Below are 20,522 nucleotides of genomic sequence, written 5' to 3'. Positions count from 1 at the left end.
CGCGGCGCGCTTGTCGCGTCGATCTGCGCAGGATAATTATAACATATAACGGTTGGGCAAAAGGGGAGTGCGCGTCGCCGCAACGCGACAAATCCATGCAACATCGCTGACGTAGATGACGCAGCAGTTCCGGCTTGAACGCGCCGGCCAATTAGATAACATGTTAACTAACGAGACCGGGCCGTCGAAGCCCGCCGTCATAAAGAGGGAGAGATACGAGATGAGGAAAGCCTGTCTGGCTTTGCTGCTGGCAGCAAGCGTGACGCCTGCATTCGCGCAGGACAAGACTTTTGACCTGAAAGTCTCACATTGGGTGCCGGCGTCGCATCCGCTGCAGAAATCTCTGGAAGACTGGGTGGCCGCGGTGAACAAGGATTCCGGCGGCACCATCACGGGCAAGGTGTTTCCGGCTCAGCAACTCGGCAAGGCTTTTGACCATTACGACATGGCGCGCGACGGCATTGCCGACGTCACTTACGTCAATCCCGGCTACCAGCCCGGCCGCTTTCCGATTATCGGTGCCGGCGAATTGCCGTTCCTGATCTCCGACGCCAAGGGCGGCTCGATGGGGCTGGACGCCTGGTACCGCAAATATGCCGAGAAGGAGATGAAGGACGTCAAATATTGTCTCGCCTTCGTCCACTCGCCCTCCTCCTTCCACTCCCGCACCAAGAAGATCGTGATGCCCGAGGACGTGAAGGGCATGAAGATCCGCCCGGCCCACGCCACCATGGCGACCTTCGTCACCGCGCTCGGCGGCACCAATGTGCAGTCGTCCGCACCGGAAGTGCGCGACATCATCGAGCGCGGCGTCGCCGACGGCGTCACCTTTCCCTGGGGCTCGCTGGTGCTGTTCGGCATCGACAAGGTCACGAAGTACCATATGGAGGCCCCGCTCTACACGACGACCTTCGTGTTCGTGATGAACAAGGACAAGTACGACTCAATGTCCGACAAGCAGAAGGCCGCGATCGACAAGAACTGCTCGACCGAGATGGCGGGCGTCGTTGGCGAGCATTGGGGCAAGTTCGAGGATGCCGGCATCGACAAGGTGAAGGCGGAAGAAGGCCACGAGGTCTACAAGCTGACACCGGACCAGACCGCCGCCTGGAAGAAGGCGGCCGAACCCCTGGTCAAGACCTGGGGTGACGGCGCCAAGAAGGCCGGCGCCGATCCCGACACCGCGCTCGCGGATTTGAAGGCGTCGTTGAAGAAATACAACGCGCTGGCGGAGTGACATCAAGACGCGGCGGGTCTCTCCCCCTCTCCCCGTTCTTACAGGGAGAGGGTTGGGGTGAGGGGCTGCTTCCGCAAAAATAGTGACAGATGGACTCGCGGAGAGTCCCCCCTCACCCGCATCACATCTCCGATGCGATGCGGCCTCTCCCCGCACGCGGGGAGAGGCGGAGTGCGCGGCGAGATCCGGATCAAACAATGACGTCATCCGATAGGAAACACCCATGAAGCGCTGGATGGATCGCGTCATCGACTCGATCGAATGGATCGCCGCTGCTTTCGTCGGCATCGTCGCGCTCGACATCTTCCTGTCGGTGCTGCTGCGCAACACGCTGAACTATTCGATTCCCGACAGCTTCGACATCGGCCGCATGCTGCTCGGCATCCTCATTTTCTGGGGCATTGCCGCGACCTCCTATCGCGGCACGCACATCACGGTCGACCTCGTCTGGGGCAATGTCGGGCCGCGTTATCAGCGCTGGATCGACGTGTTCGCAACCCTGGTGCTGCTGTTCGTCGTCACCGTGCAGACCTGGACGCTGTTCGACAAGGTGCGCGGCACCTACAAGGACAACGTCCAGACCTTCGATATGCACATGCCGACATGGCCGTTCTTCGCGATCGCCTGGATCGGCGACGTCTCGGCCGTGCTGCTGATCGCGATCCGCACTTACCGGCTGATCTTCCATCCCGAAGAGATGCACGACCCCAAGCTGAAGGCGACGGAGTAATCATGAGCACCGATGCCGTCGCCGTTCTCGGCTTCGTTTCCCTGTTCGCCCTGATGCTGCTGCGCGTGCCCGTCGGCATGGCCATGGGCCTCGTCGGCGTGTCCGGCTTCTCCTATCTGGTCGGCGCAACGCCGGCGCTGAAACTGGTCGGCCAGACCTCGATGCGGACGGTCACCGACTACACTTTCGGTGTCATCCCGATGTTTCTGCTGATGGGCTCCTTCGTCAGCAATTCCGGCATGAGCCGCGAGTTATTCCGCGCCGCCAATGGCTTTGTCGGGCATTTACGCGGCGGCCTCGGCATTGCCACGGTCGGCGCCTGCGGCGGCTTTGCCGCGATCTGCGGCTCGTCGGTGGCGACCGCCGCGACCTTCTCAGCCGTTGCCTATCCCGAGATGCGCCGTTTCGGCTATCCGCAGTCCTTTGCCACCGGCGTGATTGCGGCCGGCGGCACGCTGGGTGCGATGCTGCCACCCTCCACCGTGCTCGCGGTCTACGGCATCATCACCGAGCAGGACATCGGAAAACTCTTCATCGCCGGCATCATTCCGGGCCTGCTGGCGATGACCATGTACATGATCACGATCTTCCTGATCGGCTACTTCCGCCCCGACTTCCTGCCCAAAGGCAAGGTGCTGCCATGGCGCGAGCGCTTTGCCGGCCTGAAAGACATCTGGGCGCCGGTGCTGCTGTTCGTGTTCGTGATCGGCGGCCTTTACGGCCTGCCTTTCCTGCCGCGCTTCACGCCGACGGAGGCCGGCGGCGTCGGCGCCACCGGTGCTTTCATTATCGGCGTGGTCACGGGCCGGCTCGACCGCGAGAAGATCCTGGCTTCGCTGCTCCAGGCAACGCGCACGGCAGCGGCCGTTTTCACCGTGCTGATCGGCGCGCTGATCTTCGGCTACTTCCTCACGGTGACGCAGACGCCGCAGAAGGTGACGGAATTCCTCACCGGCCTCGGTCTAGGCCCCTACGGCGTGTTGGCGCTGATCATGATGATGTATCTCGTGCTGGGCTGCCTGATGGATGCCATGGCGATGATCATCCTGACCGTGCCGATCATCTTCCCCGTGATCACTCATCTCGGCTTCGATCCGATCTGGTTCGGCGTCATCATCGTCATGACCGTCGAGCTCGGCCTGATCCATCCGCCGGTCGGCATGAACGTCTTTGTCATCAAGAGCGTGGTGAAGGACGTCTCCTTCTCCACCATCTTCAAGGGCGTGATCCCGTTCGTGGCGACCGACCTGGTGCGTCTGGTGATCTTGATCGCGTTCCCGTTGCTGGCGACCTGGTTGCCGACGCGCATGATGGCGCATTGAAGGGTGAAGCGATGACCACACCGACGCTGAGGACAAAATACGTCTTCACCATCACCGCAAAAATCGGCGACGTCATCACCGCCGGCGAAACCGGCATCGGCGTCCGCCGCATCATTCCGATCATTGGCGGCGAGGTGAATGGGGCGATCACCGGCAAGGTGCTGCCGTTCGGCGCCGACTTCCAGACCATCCGCCCCAACGAGCTGATCGATCTCGAAGCCAAATACGCCTTCGAGACCGACGACGGCGCGATCGTCTATGTTGAGAACAGGGGCATGCGCTTCGGGCCGGTCGAACTGTTGCAAAAGCTCAAGCGCGGCGAGCCGGTCGACCCCAAGCTGATCTATTTCCGCACCGTGCCGCGGTTCGAGACCGGCCACGAGAGCTACCGCTGGCTGATGGAGCACATCTTTGTCGGCTCCGCCGCGCGGCATGCGGATCGCGTGGTGATCGACGTGCATCAGGTGGTGTGAGGAATCGGTCTTTGACCCGGGGCGGACCTGGTTCAGAATGGGGTCTGCACCAAGTTGTGCAGATCACGGGAGTCCCACCATGCCCCTCATGGCTTCCAGCGAACCCGCCCCCCAACACAGCTTCGACTCCGCCGAAATGGGCGCCATCGCTCATCTCTACCGCGGCGAGGTCTATCGATCGACGATCTGGCGAACGCGGCTCGACAACACGACCAATTGGGCGATCGTCACGATGGGCATCGCGCTGTCGACGACCTTTTCGAGCCCGGAGGCTTCGCCTCTGCCACTCGTCCTCGTCGGACTGCTCCTTGCCGTGTTCCTGGGCATGGAGGCGCGGCGTTATCGCTATTTCAATGTCTGGCGTGCCCGGGCGCGTTGGCTCGAGAGGAATTTCTATGCACCAATTTTTACCCGTGAAGCACACGACGACAGCTGGAAGGCTATCCTGGCGCGCGACTACACCGCACCCCGCCACCACATTTCATTTGTCCGCGCTGCGGGGCGGCGGTTGCGTCGCAACTACGTTTGGATTCTCGCCATCCAGTCCGCCGCGTATTACGGCAAGATTGCCATCCATCCGACGCCTGCGGTGAGCTTGATGGAATATATCGATCGCGCCGCCGTCGGACCGATTCCCGGCCGGGTCGTTCTGATCATGGGCTTTGCCTACAATTTCGGGTGGCTGGCGTTCGCGCTCGGCACGATGTGGCTCGACCAACGCGAGCACGGAACCAAGGGCGACCAGGTGGCAATGGGCTGACGACACCGAGCGGTTGCCCGGTCCTGGCGGAGCCGGGACGGGCGTAGCTGCCCCGCTGCCAGGGCCCCTTCTTGACTCCTCCAGAATTCGTTATACAACATAATTATTCTGATAAGGACGCAAATGACACAGGGAAACGCCGAGACCGCTGACGCGGGCGCCTCCGGGCTGCTTCAGATCGAGAGGGTGGACCGGGTTCTGACCGTGGGTCTGAACCGGCCAGCCAAGCGCAATGCGCTCAACGACGGCATCATCCTTGAAATCGGCGAATGCTTTGCGTCCCTGCCCGAGGATATCGGCGCGGTCGTCATTCACGGCATCGGTGACCATTTCTCCAGCGGACTAGACCTGTCCGAACTTCAGGATCACGACGCCACCGGCGGGCTCCTCCACTCTCAAATGTGGCACCGGGTGTTCGATCGTATCCAGTACAGCCGCGTGCCTGTCATTGCTGCGCTCAAGGGCGCCGTGATCGGCGGCGGGCTCGAGCTTGCCTGCTCTGCCCACATTCGCGTCGCCGAGCCCACAGCCTATTTCGCGCTGCCTGAGGGTCAGCGGGGCATCTTCGTCGGCGGCGGCGGCTCGGTGCGGCTGCCGCGGCTGATCGGCGTCGCCAGGATGATGGACATGATGCTGACCGGCCGGGTCTATTCCGCGACCGAGGGCGCGTCCTACGGCTTTGCGCAATATGTTACTGATGCCGGCAACGGCCTCACCAAGGCGCTGGAGCTCGCGACCAAGATCGCGTCCAACGCGCCGCTGACGAATTTCGCCGTGGTCCAGGCACTGCCGATGATCGCGGAGGCCAATCCGCAAACCGGCTTGCTGATGGAATCGCTGATGGCCACCGTCGCGCAGAGCGACAAAGAGGCAAAACGCAGGATCCGCGAATTCCTCGAGCACAAGACCGCCAAGGTAAAGCCGAAGTCATGAGTGCGAAGCCGTCCTCTTCCAGCACAGAGCGCGGCGCGAGCAATTCTCCGCTGCGGCCGATCTCGTTCGGCGATCCCGTCATCGACATCGAGCGTCGCGCCGATGGCACGATCTATTTGCGGCCGAAGCAGCCGCTCGGCGATTATCCCGTCCGCATCACCGACCGCCTGCATCACTGGGCGACGACGACGCCGGATCGCGTGTTCATGGCTGAGCGCGAAGGCGGCCGCTTCTGGCGCAAGATCACCTATGCCGAGCTGCTCACCGCGAGCCGGCACATTGCCTCCGCGCTGATCCAGCGCGGCCTGTCGGCCGAGCGACCGGTCGTCATCCTCTCTGGCAACTCGATCGACCATGCGCTGCTGGCGTTCGGCGCGTTCTATGCGGGCATTCCGTTCTGTCCGGTATCGCCGGCCTATTCGCTGGTCTCAAAGGATTACGGCAAGCTCTCTTATCTGATGAAGCTGCTGACGCCTGGTCTGGTCTTTGCCGAGGACGCCGACAAGTTCGCGGACGCCCTTGCCGCCAATGTCTCGCGCGACACCGAGATCGCCGCATCCTATGGCAGCGTGCCCGGCCGCGACGTCACCTTGCTCGCCGACCTCATGGCAACGCCTGTTCGCAGCGACCTCGACGCGGTGCATGGCAAGATCGGTCCCGACACGATCGCAAAATTCCTGCTGACGTCGGGTTCGACCGGCAATCCCAAGGCCGTCATCAACACCCAGCGCATGATCTGCGCCAACCAGGTGATGCTGCGCGAGACGCTCGCCTTCCTCAAGGACGAGCCGCCCGTTATCATCGACTGGCTGCCCTGGAATCACACTTTTGGCGGCAACCACAATATCGGGCTGACGCTCTACAACGGCGGCTCGATGTATCTCGACGCCGGCAAGCCGATGCCGGGCGGCATCGAGGAGACCGTGCGCAATCTCCAGGAGATTTCGCCGACGGTCTATTTCAACGTGCCCAAGGGCTATGAGTCGTTGCTGCCATATCTGCGCGACGACCAAGGCCTGCGCGCAAAGTTCTTCGACCGGCTGCACGCAATGTTCTTCTCGGGTGCCGCGCTGTCGCCCTTCGTCTGGAACAGTCTCGACGAGCTCGCGGTGAAAGAAAAAGGCTATCGCGTGCCGATGCTGACCGGCTTGGGGGCGACCGAGACCGCGCCGTTCTTCATGTCGGTCAATCCGCGCACCAGCCGCTCCGGCCATGTCGGCCTTCCCGTGTCGGGCAACGACGCCAAGCTGGTGCCGAACAACGGCAAGCTAGAGGTCCGTGCCAAGGGCCCGAACGTGATGCCCGGCTACTGGCGCCAGCCCGACATCACCGCGAAATCCTTCGACGAGGAAGGGTTTTACAAGATGGGCGATGCGCTCAAGCCCGCCGATCCCGATGATCTCAACGCCGGCTTCGATTTCGACGGCCGCGTCAGCGAGGATTTCAAGCTCGCGAGCGGCACCTGGGTCAGCGTCGGTCCCTTGCGGGCACGCTTCGTCGCGGCCTGTGCGCCGCTGGTGCGCGACGTCGTCATCGCCGGCATCAACCGCGACGAGGTCTCCGCACTGGTGCTGCTCGATCTCGACGGTTGCCGCCTGATCAACCCGACGCTGCCGGCTGACAATCTCACCGTCACCGCCAGGGACCGGCTGGTGCGCGACGCTTTTCGCGAACGGCTCACTCATTTCCTCTCTTCGGCCACCGGATCCTCGACGCGGATCACGCGTGCGATCCTGCTGGACGCGCCGCTGTCGATCGACAAGGGCGAGGTTACCGACAAAGGCTCGATCAACCAGCGCGCTGTGCTCGAGCATCGCGACGCGCTGATCGAGGAGCTCTACGCTGCCAATCCGTCGGACCGTGTGATATCGGTCGGTTAAGAATTCATCGAAGGAGAACGCCATGTTGTTGAAGGATCAGGCAGCCATCGTCACCGGCGGCGCATCGGGACTGGGCGCCGCCACCGCGCGAAAGCTGGGGGCACAGGGCGCCAAGGTCGCAGTGTTCGATCTCAATACCAAGCTCGCGGAGACCGTTGCCGCCGAGATCAAGGGCGTGGCGGTGACCTGCGACGTCTCCGACGCTGCCTCCGCTGAAGCCGCGATCGCGCAGGCAACCAAGGCCCATGGCCCGGCCCGCGTGCTGGTCAACTGCGCCGGCATCGGTGTGGCGAAGCGCGTCGTCGGCCGCGACGGCCCGATGGCGCTCGCCGATTTCGACAAGGTGATCAAGGTCAATCTGATCGGCACCTTCAACATGCTGCGCCTCGCCGCGACCGAGATGTCCAAGCTCGAGCCGCAGGCGAGCGGCGAGCGCGGCGTCATCATCAACACGGCCTCGGTTGCCGCCTATGACGGCCAGATCGGCCAGTCGGCTTATTCGGCCTCGAAGGGCGGCATCGTCGGCATGACGCTGCCGATCGCGCGCGAGCTGGCCCAGTTCGGCGTTCGCGTGCTGACGATCGCGCCCGGCCTGTTCCTTACGCCCCTGCTGGCCAATCTGCCGCAGGAGGCCCAGGACTCGCTCGCCGCCGCGATCCCCTTCCCGCGCCGGCTCGGCCACGCCGACGAATTCGCAGCACTCGCGCTGCACATGGTCGAGAACTCCTACCTCAACGGCGAAGTGGTGCGCCTCGACGGCTCGCTGCGCATGGCGCCGAAGTAAGAGCCCCGCATGTTCGTGAACCGGCGCGACGTCCAGATCCAGTGGGGCGACTGCGACCCCGCCAACATCGTCTACTACCCGCGCTATTTCGCGATGTTCGACGATTCGACGTCGACCCTGTTCGAGGTCGCCGGGTTCTCCAAGCAGGATCTGGTCCGCAAATACGGCCTGGTGGGCATCCCTATGGTCGACACGCGGTCCAAATTCTACATCCCCTCGACCTATGGCGACTGGATCACCATCGAAACGAAGATCGAGAGCATCAAGCGCTCGAGCTTCGAGGTGAAGCACAATGTCTACAAGGGCGAGGCACTTGCCATCGAAGGTTTTGAGACCCGCGTCCTGGTCGGCCGTGATCCCGTTAACCCCGACAAGCTGAAATCGGCACCGTTTCCGCCGGAAATGGTAGCGAAATTCACAGGGAGTTAGATCCGAAGCTAAATCGCCGCATCACCGAAAGACGGGGCTGAAATAGCCCCGAATTTCTGCTTTCAAAGAACACGAAAAGGGAGGAATCAATGAAACGCTTTTACCTGACCGCTGCCGTCGCGGCGGCCACGCTGGCGCTGCCGGCCTTGCCCGCGCTGGCCCAGACCGCCGAGATCACCATCGGCATCACCACCACCACGACCGGCCCGGGCGCGGCGCTCGGAATCCCCGAGCGCAACGCGCTGGAATTCGTGCCCAAGGAGATCGGCGGCGTGCCGCTGAAGGTGATCGTGCTCGACGACGGCGGCGATCCCACCACCGCAACTACCAACGCCCGCCGCTTCGTGACCGAATCCAAGGCAGACGTCATCATGGGCTCGGCAGTGACGCCGCCGACGATTGCGGTGTCGAACGTTGCCAACGAAGCCGGCATTCCGCATTTCGGCCTCTCGCCGTTCCCGATCACGCCGGAGCGCATGAAGTGGTCGGTCGCGATGCCGCAGCCGATTCCGATCATGGGCAAGGTGCTCTACGAGCACATGAAGGCTCACAACGTGAAGTCGGTCGGCTATATCGGCTATTCCGACAGCTACGGCGACCTCTGGTTCAACGACTTCAAGGCTCAGGGTGTGCCGATGGGCCTGACCCTTGCCGATGAAGAGCGCTTTGCCCGCCCCGACACGTCGGTGACTGGACAGGTGCTGAAGCTCGTCGCTGCCAATCCCGATGCGATCCTGGTTGGCGCCTCCGGCACGGCCGCGGCATTGCCGCAGACCGAGCTGCGCGAGCGCGGCTATCAGGGCCTGATCTACCAGACCCATGGCGCTGCCAGCATGGACTTCATCCGCATTGCCGGTAAGGCCGCCGAAGGCGTGCTGATGGCGTCGGGCCCGGTCATGGACCCCGAGGATCAGCCGGACAGCGCCCTCACCAAGAAGCCGGGCATGGCCCTGAATTCTGCGTATGAGGGCAAGTATGGCCCGAACAGCCGCAGCCAGTTCGCCGGCCATTCCTACGACGCCTTCGAGATTCTGAAGCGCGTCATTCCGGTCGCGCTGAAGACGGCCAAGCCCGGCACGCCGGAATTCCGCGAGGCGATCCGCCAGGCGCTGCTGTCGGAGCGGGAAATCGCCGCGAGCCAGGGCGTCTACAACTTCACTGAGAAGGATCGTTACGGCCTCGACGACCGCTCGCGCATCCTGCTCACCGTCAAGGACGGCAAATACACGCTTGCAAAGTAGGCGGCGTCAGTTTCCAGGACGACGAGAGCCGGCCCGATGGGCCGGCTCTTTTGTTTTGCGCTACCCGCGCGATTGCGTCAGGCCGCCTGTCGCAGCGGCGTCCAGGCGAACTCCGGATAGTAGGTGTCCATCATCCGGTCGACATAAGCGGTGAGGTTTTGAAATCCTTCCGCGCGCTCGCGCAGACGGGATTCGAAGAACGGCGTCAAGATGCCCGCAAGCGCGCCGAACGCGGTGGCGTCGGCCCCACTGGGCTTGTTGCCCATCAGATAGGATTTGTCGCCGAGTTGCACCGACAATGCAAACAACGAGCGGACCGCGAGTTCGACATCGTCATCGGGCGCATGACGGCCGAGGCCGGAGAGCAAATAATTCTCGGCGACGCGGAATTGCGCGTCCTCGCGCAGTTTCTCGCGGCTGTGCTCGGGCGCCCCGTCGAAGAAATGCGCAGGGCCCTTGGCGAAATTGGCAGCATCGACCCAGCGCGCGCCGACCAGCGACCAATAGACGTGGTGCTCGACCATGCGCTCGAACGCCCAGGCCTGGGCGCGCTCCTGCAAGGAAAGGCCGGCGTCGAAATCGAAGCCATAGCGGCGCTCGATATGGGCGCGGATGAAGGTGGAATCGGCCACCGCTTCGCCACCGTCATCGATGAAAGGCAGCTGCCCTTTCGGCGAAGCCGGCGGCATCGCACGCTCCTTCCGGTAGGGCAGTCCCGCCATCTTGAGCTGCACCTCCGTCTTGGTGACGAAGGGGCTGATTTCCGGCAGGCCGAAGCCCGTGCCAAAGCCGTAAAGCGTGATCATTGGAGCTCTCCTGAACCTACCGAAAGAGTTGATGGAACCTAGTGCCGGGCTGCTGCCACCATGGTGGCAGCAGCCGTGATATCTTCTGCGAAACGGGCCCCCCGCCAGGCGCGGCTCATGACATGGCGGACCAGCGCGTCCGCAGCCTGGACCAGCGAGCGTGTCAGCATGGTCGCGAGCGCAACGCGGAGGTCGGCGACGGTGAGATCGAAAAACGTGAGGCGGCCGAAGGCCCGGGTAGACAACGAGGCGCGCAACGGGGCCTGGCTCCGCCATAACGGACCGGCCGGACCGAGATGGGTTGGAATGATCATGGACAAATCCTCTTCAGTCGACGTGTTGTCCCGGTATAGAACTCCCCTGCTGCCAACATCCTGTCAGCAGCCACGCGCCATCTTCTGATCCGTCCCCGATGAGAGAATTGTCATGAGACGCGCCGACCGGCTGTTTCAGATCATCCAGGTGCTGAGGCGCACCCGTAAGCCGCTGACGGCGGACGCGATTGCGGCCGAGCTCGAGACGTCGAAGCGAACGATCTATCGCGACATCGCAACGCTGATGGGCCAGCGCGTGCCGATCCGCGGCGAGGCCGGCATGGGCTACATTCTCGAGAAGGGTTTTGACCTGCCACCCTTGATGCTGACACCCGACGAGATCGAAGCGGCGGTGCTGGGCGCGCAATGGGTCGCGGGCCATGCCGATTCCACGCTGGCGCGCGCGGCCGAAGATCTGATGGCCAAGATCGCGGACACCGTGCCCGAGCGCCTGCGTCCCTTCGTGCTGGAGCCTGCGAGCCGCGCGCGGCCAAGCTGGAACAGGGAGCCGGACCGCCTGGACATGGCGCGCACGCGCACCCAGATCCACGAGGGCAAGAAGATCATGCTGCGTTATCGCGACGAGCAGGGCCGCCCCAGCGAGCGCATGATCTGGCCCATCTCGGTCGGCTATCTCGAAGCCGTGCGCCTGCTCGCGGCATGGTGCGAGCTGCGCAGCGATTTCCGCAGCTTCCGCACTGACCGCGTCGTTGATGCGACCTATCTCGACGAACGATATCCGGAGCGGCGCGACGTGCTGCGCGCGAAATGGCGGCAGAGCCTGGTCTGGGGCCCGCCCAAAGATACCTGATAAGGATACATGACGACGATGGATGAAACGTCCGCGGTCGACCTGTCGAGCTGTTGCCAGAGCTGCGGCGCTTGCTGCGGCTATTCGCAGAACTGGCCGCGCTTCTCGATCGAGAGCGACGAAGAGCTTGCGTTGATCCCGGAGGCGCTCGTCAACGCGCGTCAATCCGGCATGCGCTGCGAGGGCGATCGCTGTTCAGCGTTGCAGGGCGCGATCGGTAAGGCGACCGCGTGCGGCATCTATGCGGTGCGGCCGGAGGTGTGCCGCACCTGCATGCCGGGCGACGCCGAATGCGCGATGGCGCGGCGGAAGTTCGGACTGCCTGTGATCGAGACCGCTTAAGCGGGGACGGCTTCGCTGATCTCGTCGTCGATTTCGTCGTCCAGCGGTGCGAGCACCGAGAGCGGCTTGGTCGACAGCGTGATCGGCTTACGGCCACCCAGCGACGGCGACGATTTGGCCGAACCCTGGCGCGACAGCGCATAGAGCGTCGAGCCGACACGGCCGCCGTTTTCGATCAGGTCGCGCTCGCCGCAACTGGCTGCGATCGCGACGGCCAGCGAATGAAGATGGCTGCGGCGATAGCAGAACAGCGCCAGCCTGGCGCGCGCGTCAGGGGAAACACTCTCAACCAGCCTCGGCAGGCCACTCTCGCTGGCGCGATACATCTCGCCAAGGAGCTCGTCGCGAACCGGGCAGAAATCGCTTTCATAAGCGTCGCGGCTTGAAAACATTGCAGTTCTCCCTCGTATGGGGAAGATGCAGCGCAATTCTCTAATGAAAGGTTAACCACCCCGGGCGGTAGTCACCCGGGGTGCTTGCGCGTGAGCCGCGAACCAGGGGACCGGGCCAAGGCTCGTAAAGACAAGGCTCGTAAAGAGGTGCGTAGCCCGGATGGAGCGCAGCGCAATCCGGGAAGGTCGCAGTGCGTGGCACGATCCCGGATTGCGCTGCGCTCCATCCGGGCTTACGAAATCGGCCGCCGGGCCCCGGGAGCCACTACCCTCAGTTCGCCGCCATGAAGATGGAGAGGCCGAAGCCGGTCAGGTGGTGTAGCGCCTGGTCGACGCCGATCAGGGTCCAGAACCAGGGGTGCTCCTGGTTGACACCGAAATTGGCCGAGACGAGTCCCTTGGCGCGGTCGATCGTGATGTGGATGACGAAGTCGATCAGCGCCACGAACCAGAATTTCGGCGCGACGATCAGGATCAGCGGCAGACCAACCGCAAGGTGAATCAGGCAGTGCACCAAAAGCGGCAAAGCCCAGCCGTGCTTCTGGTCCTTGCCTTGCGCCATCCAGGCGGTCTGCAGCACGAAATCGGCGATGATGTGCTTGAAGGTGAGCAGCAACATCCAGCCAATGAGCGCTTCGACCGGAACCGCCGATGACAGAGATGGAAACGACAAAGCTGACGCCCTCGTTGACTCGAAAAGAAAAAATGGAGCGTTCAGCGCAACTTCTTCTTGGACCCGTCAGAACATCGGGTCCGCTGATTTATGACATCTCCCGCGACGGAATGCAGCCGGGGGAACTGGAAAATCGCCAACTGTGGCTAAACGGTGATAGCATGACCAAACGACGCGGATCGGTTGGGTAAGGTTACCTTCGGCGCGGAATTTGCATTCTCTCGCTGGAGCGCTATCATTCTCAGGTAGAGGATTATCGTTCTTTTTTCAGAAGCTTACGAATTTTTCGAGCGTGCCGCCGGCGATGGCCGTGCCGCCCGCCATGCCAGGAATAAGGCCAGAGTGCTGCCATGAGTGCTGAAGGCCCGACCTCGTCGACCGAGCTCCCGCCGCCACGGCGCCCTAAGGTGATCAAGACCAATCAGCAGCAGGTCCTGCTGTATGTCGTGCTGACCCTGCTGCTGTCGCTTGCCACCGTTTGGGCCGGGCGCACCTGGTTGCACAATTCGGAGACGCTGACCTTTGCCGTCGGCGCTCCCAACAGCGACGAAGCACTGTTCGCGACCAAGCTCGCCACACTGCTGAAGAACAACGCCTCGCGTTTCCGGATCAAGATCCTCAACAACGGAGACAATGCCAAGGCGCTCGCGCAGTTCGATCGCAGGCAAGCCGATCTTGCCGTCCTGCGCACCGACGCCAAGGTGCCGCTGCGGGCGCGCACGCTTGCGATCCTCGAGCATGATCTCGTGCTCTTGCTCGGCCCCGGCAACAAGAAGATCAAGTCGCTCGCCGAGCTCAAGAAGAAGAAGGTCGCGGTCGTCGCCGAGAATGATTCATCCCTCGCCTTCGTCCGCAGCATCCTCGACATTCCCGCCGACAGCCCCGACGCCGCGAAGATCCAGTTGGCGCCGCAGGGGGCGACACTGGACAAGCTGTTCGCGCCAGCGAACGGCTTCAGCGCGGTGATTGCCGTCGTCCACGCCTCCAAGGCCGTGCGCGACAAGGCCTACGAGCAGGTCGCCAGGCGCGGCGGCTTCACGCTCAATGCAATCGACGAAGCCAAGGCGCTGGCACGCAAATTCCCCGGCATTTCCGACGAGACGCTGACAGCCGGCACGCTGTCGGCCTCGCCCGAGATTCCCGACGACGATCTCGACACGATCGGCCTCGAATGGCTGCTGGTCGCGCAATCCAAGATGTCGGCGACCACCGCTGGCGACATTGCCCGCATCGTCTACGAAAACAAGTCCGCGCTCGGGCTCGACAACGGCTTTGCGACCCATATCGAGCCGGCCTCCGTCGAGAAGGACGCTTACGTGATGGCGCATCAGGGCGCCGCTGACTACATCAACGACGACACCAAGTCGTTCATGGATAAGTACAGCGACATGATGTATCTGGGCGCCGCCGCGCTCAGCGTCATCGGCTCGATCTTCGCCGCGATCTACGCCAAGATCACCCGCATCGCGCCGGAAAAGGCCAGCGAACTCTCCACCGCCATCCTCTGCATCGGCGAAAGGATCGAGCATGCCAATTCGCTGGATCAGCTCGAATGCCTCCAGGACGAGCTCGAGGGCATCTTGCGCGGCGCGGTGATCGGCTTGCGTGACGGCACCATCAGTACCGACGGCCTCGATACCTTCAAGCTCGGCTATGAATTCGTCCGCGACGACATCGGGATGCGCCGCGACTACCTGAAGCGCCACGCCAGCGAGCTCGAGAAGATGGCCGCCCCCGCCGCGCTTCCCCCGCCCGAAGACAGCAATGTCGTGGTGGTTAAGACGGCTCAGAGTGCCTGACCTATCGATTCGCGCCCTGATCCAGGCGATGGTGAGGCGCCTGCCCGTCGTTGACGGCTCCGGTGCGGGCGGGCACTTTGGCGCTGAGGTCCCAGCCCGGGACCGCAAGAGCCAGCACCGAGCCGCCATTCCGCATGTCCAAGCCGATGTTTCCAGCACTGGCCCAGTTCGTTGCCGCGACCGCCGGTCGCAACATGACCAAGGCGGCCTATGTGGCCGTGACTGTCGGCGTGCTCAGCATGGTGCTGCTGACGCTCGATCCGGCCTATGAAACGGCCCACCGCTGGGTCGATTTCCTGCTGTGGGCCTGTCTCGTCTATTTCGTTTTCGAATGGCTGGTCCGGCTGCGCCACATGGCGCGGCAGGGGCGGCTCGCCCTCTACTTGTCTTCCTCCGCCGGGCTGGTCGACGCATTGGGGGCGCTGGCTGTGCCGGTCGCCCTGGTCCTCGGCGCCGAGCCCAAGACGGCTTGGCTGCTGAGCGTGCTCTGGGTGCTGAAGGTGGTGCCGGGCATTCCCGGCCTGCGTCAGCTTCGCCGCGTGCTGGTGCTGGAATCGGGGCCGCTGATCAGCGTGCTCGTGATCTTCCTGATGGTGGTCTTCCTGGCCTCCGTCGCCGAATATTTTCTGGAGCGGGACGTGCAGCCGCAGACGTTTGGCAGCGTCCCTGCTGCGCTGTGGTGGGCGGTCGTCACGCTGACGACGACAGGCTATGGCGACGTCGTGCCGATCACGCCACTCGGCCGCATGGTCGCAGCGCTGGTGATGATCTCCGGCCTCGGCGTGTTCGGCCTCTGGACCGGTATTCTGGCGACCGGGTTCGCGGCGGAAACGCGGCGTGACAATTTCCTCAAGACGTGGGAATCGGTCAGCAAGGTGCCGTTCTTCGCATCGCTCGGGCCCGCCGCCATCGCCGACGTCACCCACATGCTGCGCACCATGGAGCTGCCGGCGCGCACGATGATCATCCGCAAGGGTGCGCAGGGCGACTGCATGTATTTCATTGCGGCCGGTGCGGTCGAGGTCGACCTGCCCGGCAAGAAAGTCCAGCTCGGCGAGGGAGCCTTCTTCGGCGAGATGGCACTGCTCGGCAATAACATGCGCGGCGCCAACGTCTCGACCACGAAAGTGTCGCGGCTCCTGGTGCTCGACCTCGTCGACTTCCGCGTGCTGATGGCGCGGCACCCAGACCTCGCCGAGACCATCGACGCCGAGGCGAAGCGCCGCACGCTCGAAAACAAGTAATGGAGACAAGAATGTCGGACACAGCCGACGCGGCCAGTGGCCCCGTGCTCGAAATCGATGGTGCGCGCGCCACCATCCGCTTGAACCGGCCGAAGCATCTCAACCGGCTCCAGGCGGAGGATCTCGGCGAACTGACAAAGCTGTTCGACCGGGTCGAGGCCGATCCGGAGATCCGGGTGCTGGTCCTGACCGGCACGGGACGCGCCTTCTCCGCGGGCTACGACCTCAATTCGGTCGCCGAGCGGGCCGTGAGCGCCAACGAGCAGCAGAGCGCGGGCTCGGCGTTCGAGGTGGTCGTCAACCGGCTGGAGGATCTCGGACTGCCGACAATCTGCCGGCTCAACGGCGGCGTCTATGGCGGCGCGACCGATCTCGCGCTGGCCTGCGATTTCCGTATCGGCGTCGACACCGCCGAGATGTTCATGCCGGCGGCGCGGCTCGGGCTGCATTATTACAGGAGCGGCATCAAGCGCTACGTGACACGGCTCGGCGTCGACAATGCGAAGAAGCTGTTCCTCACGGCGCAGAAGATCGGCGCGCCGGAGATGCTGCGCATCGGCTATCTCACTGCGATGGTGGCGGTGGAGTTGCTGGACGAGGAAGTCGACAAGCTCGCTGGCGTCCTCGCCGGCAACGCGCCCCAGGCGATGCGCGGCATGAAGCGTGCGATCAACGAATTCGCGCGCGGCGAACTCGACCAGGAAGCCGCTGACCAGCGCCACCGCGACAGCATGCGCGGCGACGAGATCAAGGAAGGCATCAAGGCATTCGCGGAGAAGCGGCCGCCGCGGTTTTGAGGGCTACCCCCGCTTCGACCGCATCGCGCGCACCTGCGCGAGCTCTGGGTCGCGCGCCAGCGCCTGATAGCGCTTGCTGTCGACGGCGTAGATTGCGATGCGGCCTTCGCTGTCCGCATGCACGCCCCAGCCGAAGCGCTTGCCGAGGCTTGAGGCACGCATGCAGGCCTGCCCGCGTGAGAAGTACGCTGCGCGAGCGGCGCTCTTCTCCGCCTTGGTCGCCTTGGCATCGAGTTCCCGACCCGGTGCGGAAGTCGCGAAGATCACGTCGTCGGACGTGTACTTGTAGGGTGCCTTGGCGATCATCCCGTATTGCAGGCACGCCACCGTCGGCTTCCCCGCGCGCAGCAGCGGTTCCTCGCCAGTACGCGCGGGACAGTCTTCAGCAACCCGGATGAAGGTATTGAATCAGTTGGTGGTGTGCATCGGTTTCGTCATCTGCAACCTGGATCGCTCAACCCCCAACAGCAGCAGCATGCTGCGCCGCCATCTCATCATCCGCCGCATTGATGCGCTCGAATGCGGGCCGCAAGGTCATCCGTTCGGCATAGCGGACGAAAACATCCTTCTTCGGCACGATACCGAACATCATCGTCCAGCTGAATGCAACACCCCACAAGATATCGGCGGCCGTCATGCGCTCGCCGAGCAGATACGGGCCCTTCGACAACTGAGCCTCCAACGCGCCGAGCATGGTGTCGTAGTCAGCATAGGGTGACTGTGTAATCGGCGCCGGCTCGCGCTGCATGAATTTGTCAATTAGGGCCGGCTCGAAGGAAGCGCCGTAATAGGCGGTCCAGCGCAGATAAGGACCGCGCAGCGGATCGTTGAGTGCGGGCGTCAGGCCGGCCTGCGGAAACAAGTCGGCGAGATAGATGGTAATGGCGACCTGCTCGGTCACGAGCTCCCCGCGATGATGGATCGCCGGCACCTTGCCGAGCGGATTGATGCCGAGATAGGCGGGCTGCCGCTGCTCGCCGGCCTTCATGTTGAGGATGTGAAGGTCATAGGGCGCGCCGAGCTCTTCCAGCAGCACCCGCGTGCCGGTGGCCCGGCTCTGCGGCGAATAATACAGCGTGATGCGGTTCGGATCGGTCATGGCGGATCTCCCTCGGGCCGGCTGGCGATGGCGCATCTTGTAGCGGACCATACCTGACATCCTGTGTCAGGTATGGTTTAAGGGATCATGCGCGCGAGCCGGATGCTGTCGATCCTCACCACCCTCCAGGCCAGGGGGCAGGTCACCGCGCCTGAGCTCGCGGAATCCTGCGAGGTCTCGGTGCGCACGATCTATCGCGACATCGACGCGCTCGCGGCATCCGGCGTCCCTGTTTACGCCGATCGCGGCGCGGAGGGCGGCTATCGCCTGCTCGACGGCTATCGCGTGCGCCTGAATGGCTTGTCGCAGAGCGAAGCGGGCGCACTGTTCCTCGCGGGACTCCCAGGCCCTGCCGCAGCGCTCGGACTGGATGCCGCGATGATCGCCGCGCAGAACAAGTTGATGGCCGCGCTGCCCGCCAACTTGCGCGAAGATGCCGGCCGGATGCAGGAGCGCTTTCACCTCGATGCGCCCGGCTGGTTCGGCGAGGCGGAAGAGCCAAGGCATCTGCGTGCCATTGCCGACGCGGCGCTGCGCGGGACGCTCATCAAAATCCGCTACCAGAGCTGGCGCGCCGAGAAGCAGCGCCGGGTCGCCCCGCTCGGCCTCGTGCTGAAGGGCGGGAGCTGGTATCTCGCGGGACAGGTCGATGGCAGCGTGCGCACCTATCGTGTCGCGCGCGTGCTCGACTGCACAGCGCTCGACGACCGCTTCGATCGTCCCGCCGATTTCGATCTCGCCGCCTACTGGCAGGATGCGACGCTGCGGCTCGAAGCCGAGATGCATCCGAATGTCGCGATCGTGCGGCTGTCGCCATTGGGCGTAAAACTGCTCGATGCGCTGAGCCAGCCTTACATCAGGGCGCGCACGCGGATCGAAGAGACGGCTGATGCCGACGGCTGGCGCATCGCAAGGGTGCCGACCGGGAAGACATCGTGGCATGCCGCAGCCGAATTGCTGCGGCTCGGGTCCGAGGTCGAGGTGTTGGAGCCCGCGGATCTCCGCGAGAAGATGGCCGAGACGACGCAGGCGATGGCCGCGCGCTATCGCGCGGCGCGGAAAGCCTGACGGCGGCGCATCTCGCCGCAACCGACGAAACAATCCCGAAACACGATTCTCCCTCCTCCGTGTGAACGCGTTCGCGCTTCGACCCGACCGAGATGCAGGGACACAACAACGGCCTTGCGCCACACTGGAGAATGAAGATGTTTCGTAAGCTCGCACTTGGTCTGATCACCGCCGGCTCCCTCGGTGCTGCCGCTCTCGCGCCCACCGCTGCGTCGGCCCACGGCTTCCACCACTGGGGTCCCGGCTGGGGCTTCGGTTACGGCGGTCTCTACGTCAACACCGGCGTCAGCAACTGCTACCAGGAGCGCGTCGTCCCGACCCGCCACGGCATGCGCGTTCGCGTCGTGAATGTCTGCGCCTACGGCATCTACTGATATCGCGCCGTCACGACAAAGCTCCGGTCGCGCTGCGGCCGGAGTTTTGCGTTGAGATTAAGCGCTCTTCCGATGCCGGCGAAACCAGGCCCAGGTCTCGCGCGTCGTTCTGATATAGCCGCGCCCGCGATAGACGATTTCACTATCGACGATTCCGTTCAGCTTCGGCAGCGCGTGAAACGGGATCGAGGGATAGGCGTGATGCTCGACGTGGTAGGGCATGTTCCACGCGAACCATTTGACGATCGCGCCGGTGTAAGTGGTGCGGGTGTTCTGGAACGCGCTGCGGGTACGGTCGCAACCGGTGTGCTCGGCATAGAGATAGGGTCGCAGGAAGAATTGCCCGATCATCAGCGGCACGATCCAGACCCACAGCAGCAGCGCCGACGAGAACCACAGCGACAATCCGAGCAACAATGCGTAGGACGCGGCATAGGCCCGCGCCTCGGTCACGATAGTGCCGCGCTTGTTCTCGGGAATCCAGGACACGACCACTTTGCCGGTGATAGCATGGCCGAGCATCAGCCGGAGGCGGCCGGCAACCTGGAGCAATCCGCTATAGGCGATCGCGAGTTGCGCATCGGATGTCGGCTTCACGCCGACGATCAGCTCCGGGTCCTTGTCCGGATCCTGGGTGTAGCGATGATGATCCCAGTGAAACAGGCAGTAATACTCGTATGGCAGTCCGATGATGAAGGCCGAGAGATAGCCAACCGCGAGGTTGAGGCCACGAGTCCTGAACGCGGTCTTGTGCGCGGTCTCATGCACCGCCATGAACAGGAAGGCGACGAGATAGCCCTGCGCCGCCATCAGCGGCAGCGCGCAGAGCAAGCCATGGCGCGACGACACCATCCAGATCAGCACGCCGACCAGCACGATCATTCCGTAGTGACTGAGGCTTTGCGCCACACCCCTGAGATTGGAGCGCACCGACAATTCGCGCAGCATGGCCGGGCTCAGCGGCTTCAGACGATGGCCGGGCTCTGAAACAGTCGCGTCAGTCATGATCGGATG

General features: G+C 63.5%; 24 protein-coding genes. 17 read left to right on the top strand and 7 right to left on the bottom strand.

All coding sequences use genetic code 11. The features are described from left to right. The first annotated feature begins 220 nt into the window (after positions 1–220). The 10 genes from ACLFLU_RS05050 to ACLFLU_RS05005 all read left to right on the top strand — a co-directional run bounded on the left by ACLFLU_RS05050 (position 221) and on the right by ACLFLU_RS05005 (position 9,789). Entirely contained in the window at positions 221–1,237 is a 1,017-nt protein-coding gene (locus ACLFLU_RS05050) for a TRAP transporter substrate-binding protein (RefSeq protein WP_426411234.1), read from the top strand. 223 nt (positions 1,238–1,460) lie between these two features. Then, positions 1,461–1,967, top strand: coding sequence for a TRAP transporter small permease (locus tag ACLFLU_RS05045; RefSeq protein WP_426411233.1), 507 nt, complete (start codon positions 1,461–1,463; stop codon positions 1,965–1,967). A gap of 2 nt (positions 1,968–1,969) precedes the next feature. Further along, complete coding sequence (locus tag ACLFLU_RS05040) at positions 1,970–3,289, top strand: TRAP transporter large permease (RefSeq protein WP_426411232.1); 1,320 nt, start codon at positions 1,970–1,972, stop codon at positions 3,287–3,289. An 11-nt stretch (positions 3,290–3,300) separates the two neighbouring features. Continuing rightward, positions 3,301–3,762, top strand: a complete 462-nt coding sequence (locus tag ACLFLU_RS05035; protein WP_426411231.1) for a DUF3237 domain-containing protein — start codon at positions 3,301–3,303, stop codon at positions 3,760–3,762. Positions 3,763–3,841: 79 nt separating this feature from the next. Further along, positions 3,842–4,522 carry a DUF2270 domain-containing protein gene (locus tag ACLFLU_RS05030; RefSeq protein ID WP_426411230.1) on the top strand — a complete coding sequence of 227 codons (681 nt, stop codon included), beginning with the start codon at positions 3,842–3,844 and terminating at the stop codon, positions 4,520–4,522. Between the two features lie 123 nt (positions 4,523–4,645). Beyond that, the gene (locus tag ACLFLU_RS05025; protein WP_426411229.1) at positions 4,646–5,455 is read left to right on the top strand and encodes a crotonase/enoyl-CoA hydratase family protein; all 810 of its coding nucleotides are present in this window, start codon (positions 4,646–4,648) and stop codon (positions 5,453–5,455) included. Further along, a complete protein-coding gene (locus tag ACLFLU_RS05020; RefSeq protein ID WP_426411228.1) occupies positions 5,452–7,335 on the top strand; it encodes a feruloyl-CoA synthase in 1,884 nt (627 codons plus the stop codon). The genes ACLFLU_RS05025 and ACLFLU_RS05020 overlap by 4 nt, the downstream gene beginning before the upstream one ends. A gap of 22 nt (positions 7,336–7,357) precedes the next feature. Then, positions 7,358–8,119, top strand: coding sequence for an SDR family NAD(P)-dependent oxidoreductase (locus ACLFLU_RS05015; RefSeq protein WP_426411227.1), 762 nt, complete (start codon positions 7,358–7,360; stop codon positions 8,117–8,119). A gap of 9 nt (positions 8,120–8,128) precedes the next feature. Beyond that, on the top strand, positions 8,129–8,548 hold the full coding sequence (locus ACLFLU_RS05010) for an acyl-CoA thioesterase (protein WP_200471569.1): 420 nt from the start codon (positions 8,129–8,131) through the stop codon (positions 8,546–8,548). Between the two features lie 89 nt (positions 8,549–8,637). Further along, positions 8,638–9,789 (top strand): ABC transporter substrate-binding protein, encoded by a 1,152-nt coding sequence (locus ACLFLU_RS05005; RefSeq protein WP_426411226.1) that lies wholly within the window; start codon positions 8,638–8,640, stop codon positions 9,787–9,789. 77 nt (positions 9,790–9,866) lie between these two features. Here ACLFLU_RS05005 and ACLFLU_RS05000 read toward each other — a convergent pair whose 3' ends face one another. Further along, positions 9,867–10,595 (bottom strand): glutathione S-transferase family protein, encoded by a 729-nt coding sequence (locus ACLFLU_RS05000; RefSeq protein WP_426411225.1) that lies wholly within the window; start codon positions 10,593–10,595, stop codon positions 9,867–9,869. A 38-nt stretch (positions 10,596–10,633) separates the two neighbouring features. Then, positions 10,634–10,909, bottom strand: a complete 276-nt coding sequence (locus ACLFLU_RS04995; protein WP_426411224.1) for a hypothetical protein — start codon at positions 10,907–10,909, stop codon at positions 10,634–10,636. Between the two features lie 112 nt (positions 10,910–11,021). Between ACLFLU_RS04995 and ACLFLU_RS04990 the strand changes: the two genes are divergently transcribed. Beyond that, positions 11,022–11,720 carry a helix-turn-helix transcriptional regulator gene (locus tag ACLFLU_RS04990; RefSeq protein WP_027530661.1) on the top strand — a complete coding sequence of 233 codons (699 nt, stop codon included), beginning with the start codon at positions 11,022–11,024 and terminating at the stop codon, positions 11,718–11,720. Between the two features lie 18 nt (positions 11,721–11,738). Continuing rightward, the gene (locus tag ACLFLU_RS04985; protein WP_426411223.1) at positions 11,739–12,062 is read left to right on the top strand and encodes a YkgJ family cysteine cluster protein; all 324 of its coding nucleotides are present in this window, start codon (positions 11,739–11,741) and stop codon (positions 12,060–12,062) included. On the opposite strand, the gene ACLFLU_RS04980 is transcribed toward ACLFLU_RS04985, so the two are convergent. Both ACLFLU_RS04980 and ACLFLU_RS04975 read right to left on the bottom strand, forming a co-directional pair. Continuing rightward, on the bottom strand, positions 12,059–12,454 hold the full coding sequence (locus ACLFLU_RS04980; RefSeq protein ID WP_426411222.1) for a hypothetical protein: 396 nt from the start codon (positions 12,452–12,454) through the stop codon (positions 12,059–12,061). The two genes, ACLFLU_RS04985 and ACLFLU_RS04980, sit on opposite strands and share 4 nt — an antisense overlap. A 271-nt stretch (positions 12,455–12,725) precedes the next feature. Beyond that, the gene (locus ACLFLU_RS04975; protein ID WP_426414225.1) at positions 12,726–13,073 is read right to left on the bottom strand and encodes a DUF3307 domain-containing protein; all 348 of its coding nucleotides are present in this window, start codon (positions 13,071–13,073) and stop codon (positions 12,726–12,728) included. Between the two features lie 404 nt (positions 13,074–13,477). Between ACLFLU_RS04975 and ACLFLU_RS04970 the strand changes: the two genes are divergently transcribed. From ACLFLU_RS04970 to ACLFLU_RS04960, 3 genes are all read left to right on the top strand, one after another. Next, positions 13,478–14,926, top strand: coding sequence for a TAXI family TRAP transporter solute-binding subunit (locus ACLFLU_RS04970; RefSeq protein WP_426411221.1), 1,449 nt, complete (start codon positions 13,478–13,480; stop codon positions 14,924–14,926). A 134-nt stretch (positions 14,927–15,060) separates the two neighbouring features. Beyond that, the gene (locus ACLFLU_RS04965; RefSeq protein WP_426411220.1) at positions 15,061–16,170 is read left to right on the top strand and encodes a cyclic nucleotide-gated ion channel; all 1,110 of its coding nucleotides are present in this window, start codon (positions 15,061–15,063) and stop codon (positions 16,168–16,170) included. A gap of 11 nt (positions 16,171–16,181) precedes the next feature. Beyond that, positions 16,182–16,967, top strand: coding sequence for an enoyl-CoA hydratase/isomerase family protein (locus ACLFLU_RS04960; RefSeq protein ID WP_426411219.1), 786 nt, complete (start codon positions 16,182–16,184; stop codon positions 16,965–16,967). A gap of 3 nt (positions 16,968–16,970) precedes the next feature. On the opposite strand, the gene ACLFLU_RS04955 is transcribed toward ACLFLU_RS04960, so the two are convergent. Further along, positions 16,971–17,315, bottom strand: a complete 345-nt coding sequence (locus tag ACLFLU_RS04955) for a DUF6157 family protein (RefSeq protein WP_426414224.1) — start codon at positions 17,313–17,315, stop codon at positions 16,971–16,973. Between the two features lie 106 nt (positions 17,316–17,421). Continuing rightward, entirely contained in the window at positions 17,422–18,066 is a 645-nt protein-coding gene (locus tag ACLFLU_RS04950; protein WP_426411218.1) for a glutathione S-transferase family protein, read from the bottom strand. Between the two features lie 87 nt (positions 18,067–18,153). Here ACLFLU_RS04950 and ACLFLU_RS04945 point away from each other — a divergent pair, with 87 nt between their 5' ends. Next, complete coding sequence (locus tag ACLFLU_RS04945) at positions 18,154–19,134, top strand: helix-turn-helix transcriptional regulator (protein ID WP_426411217.1); 981 nt, start codon at positions 18,154–18,156, stop codon at positions 19,132–19,134. A 137-nt stretch (positions 19,135–19,271) separates the two neighbouring features. Continuing rightward, a complete protein-coding gene (locus tag ACLFLU_RS04940) occupies positions 19,272–19,508 on the top strand; it encodes a hypothetical protein (protein WP_426411216.1) in 237 nt (78 codons plus the stop codon). Between the two features lie 57 nt (positions 19,509–19,565). Here the strand turns inward: ACLFLU_RS04940 and ACLFLU_RS04935 are convergent, their stop codons facing one another. Then, entirely contained in the window at positions 19,566–20,513 is a 948-nt protein-coding gene (locus ACLFLU_RS04935; RefSeq protein ID WP_426411215.1) for a fatty acid desaturase, read from the bottom strand. Positions 20,514–20,522: the final 9 nt, after the last annotated feature.

This window comes from Bradyrhizobium ganzhouense, from assembly GCF_049949285.1.
GTDB classification, from domain to species: domain Bacteria; phylum Pseudomonadota; class Alphaproteobacteria; order Rhizobiales; family Xanthobacteraceae; genus Bradyrhizobium; species Bradyrhizobium ganzhouense.
The sequence above is the reverse complement of the archived record's forward strand: the minus strand, read 5'-3'. Positions and strand labels throughout refer to the sequence as shown.